This is a genomic window from Allobosea sp. P4_E12, from assembly GCF_056401655.1.
Genome location: NZ_JBFUIY010000112.1, coordinates 1 through 2635, shown reverse-complemented (window position 1 = coordinate 2635; position 2635 = coordinate 1). Strand labels below are relative to the sequence as shown.

Sequence of the window (2635 nt, the reverse complement as noted above, 5' to 3'; positions counted from 1 at the left end):
TGATAGCCGTCGATCGAATGCGGAATGATCGGCGGCTGTTCCGGGTAGTTCCGCATGCGCCTGACGTCGTCGACGATCGGACGGTCGAGCGGCGGCACGTTGACGGCGCCCATCGGCGGCGCCGCGCCGGTCAGGCGCGGCACGATGTTGATCCGGCCGCTCTCCTGCGAGAGCGCGCCGAAGCAGAGGACGACGAGAGCTGCCAGGGCAGTTCCAAGGACGGTCCAGGAGCGCACCAGGCTCAGACCGCTACGATCTTGACCGCGCATTTCTTGAAATCCGTCTGTTTGGAGATGGGATCCGTCGCGTCGAGAGTGGTCTTGTTGATGAGCTGGCTGGCGTCGAACCATGGCACGAAGACGACGCCCTGGGGCATGCGGTTGCGCCCGCGCGTCTCGACCCGGGTCTGCATCTCGCCGCGGCGGGAGATCAGCCGGATCTCCGCCCCCTGGTTGAGCCCGCGCTTGCGGGCATCGTCCGGGTGCATGAAGCAGCGAGCGCCGGGGAAAGCCTTGAAGAGCTCCGGCACGCGCATCGTCATCGAGCCGGAATGCCAGTGCTCGAGCACCCGTCCGGTCACCAGCCAGAGATCATATTCGTTGTCCGGCGATTCCGCCGGCGGCTCGTAGGGCACGGCGATGATCCGCGCCTTGCCATCGGGGTTGCCGTAGAACTCGAAACCCTTGCCCGGCTTCACATAGGGGTCGAGGCCTTCGCGATAGCGCCAGAGAGTTTCCTTGCCGTTGACCACCGGCCAGCGCAGCCCGCGGACCTCGTGATAGGTGTCGAACGGCGCCAGGTCATGGCCGTGACCGCGGCCGAAGCTGGCATATTCCTCGAACAGTCCCTTCTGGACGTAGAAGCCGAAATGCTTGGCCTCCAGATTGCCATAGGCGGGGTCGACCTCACTTGCAGCGAAGCTGTCGACATGCCCATTCCTGAACAGCACATCGAACAGCGTCTTGCCGCGATAGTTGGGATTGGCATCGAGAAGGGCGGCCGGCCAGACCTCGTCGGTGGTGAAGCGCTTCGAGAATTCGACCATTTGCCAGAGGTCGGAACGGGCCTCCCCGGGCGCCTTGACGAGTTGGTGCCAGAAATGGGTGCGCCGCTCGGCATTGCCATAGGCACCTTCCTTCTCGACCCACATGGCGGCGGGCAGGATCAGGTCGGCGGCCATGGCCGTCACGGTCGGGTAGGCGTCGGAAACGACGATGAAATTCTCTGGATTGCGATAGCCCGGGTAGGTTTCCCCGGCACTGTTCGGCGCCGCCTGCAGGTTGTTGTTGACCTGGATCCAGTAGAAATTGAGCTTGCCGTCCTTGAGCATGCGATCCTGCTCGACCGCGTGATAGCCGGGCTTTTCCGGGATCGTGCCGGCCGGAATCCGCCAGATCTCCTCGGCGTGCTTGCGGTGCTCGGGATTCACCACAGTCATGTCGGCGGGCAGACGATGGGCGAAGGTGCCGACCTCGCGTGCCGTGCCGCAGGCGGAAGGCTGCCCGGTCAGTGAGAAGGGGCTGTTGCCGGGCTCCGAGATCTTTCCGGTCAACAGATGCAGGTTGTAGACGAGCTGGTTCGCCCAGACGCCGCGGACATGCTGGTTGAAGCCCATCGTCCAGAACGAGACGACCTTGCGCTTCGGGTCGGCATAGAGCTCTGCCAGCTCTTGCAGGAAGCCGGGCTCCACCCCCGTCAGCGCCGAGACTTTCTCGAGGGTGTAGTCCTTGACGAAGGCGGCATAGGCTTCGAAGTCGATCGGCGAGGTCGCGCCGACATCTTCGGCCTTCTTCGCCTTGACCTCGCGCGGATCGTCGGGCCGCAGGCCATAGCCAATATCAGTCGCGCCCTTGACGAAGTTCGTGTGCTTCTGGACGAAGTCCTTGTTCACGCGGCCGGTCGTGATGATGTGGTTGGCGATGTAATTGAGGATCGCCAGATCGGTGCCGGGCTTGAAGACAATCGGGATATCGGCGAGGTCGGCGCTTCGGTTGGTAAAGGTCGAGAGCACCGCAACCTTGACATGGGGGTGGCCGAGCCTGCGGTCGGCGACGCGCGTCCACAGGATCGGGTGCATCTCCGCCATATTCGAGCCCCAGAGCACGAAGGCATCTGTGGCCTCGAAATCGTCATAGCAGCCCATCGGCTCGTCCATGCCGAAGGTCCGCATGAAGGCGTAGGCGGCAGAAGCCATGCAGTGGCGCGCATTCGGGTCGAGATTGTTCGAGCGGAAGCCGGCGCGCATCAGCTTGGTCGCGGCATAGCCCTCCCAGATCGTCCACTGGCCGGAGCCGAACATGCCGAGCGCGGTCGGCCCTTTGTCCTTCAGGACCTGCTTGGCCTTGGCGGCCATGACGTCGAAGGCCTCGTCCCAGGAAACCGGCGTGAACTCGCCGTCCTTGGCGTAGACGCCGCCCTTCTTGCGCAGCAGAGGCTGCGTCAGCCGGTCCGCGCCGTACATGATCTTCGAGAGGAAATAGCCCTTSACGCAGTTCAGGCCGCGATTGACCTCGGCCTTCATGTCGCCATGGGTGGCGATGACCTTGCCTTCCTTGACGCCGACCATCACGCCGCACCCCGTGCCGCAGAAGCGGCAGGGCGCCTTCGACCAGGTGATCTCCAGCGTGTCGACGCC

2 protein-coding genes are annotated in these 2635 nt (G+C 64.0%); both read right to left on the bottom strand.

Features of this window, described 5'->3' with window-relative positions; all coding sequences use genetic code 11:
* Positions 1 to 269, bottom strand: a 269-nt coding sequence (locus AC1DW9_RS36485) for a nitrate reductase cytochrome c-type subunit (protein WP_476855402.1), incomplete at its 3' end; no start/stop codon positions are given.
* Positions 242 to 2635 (bottom strand): periplasmic nitrate reductase subunit alpha (napA, locus tag AC1DW9_RS36480; protein ID WP_476855401.1); only part of this gene is annotated, 2394 nt, incomplete at its 5' end. The genes napA and AC1DW9_RS36485, both read right to left, overlap by 28 nt.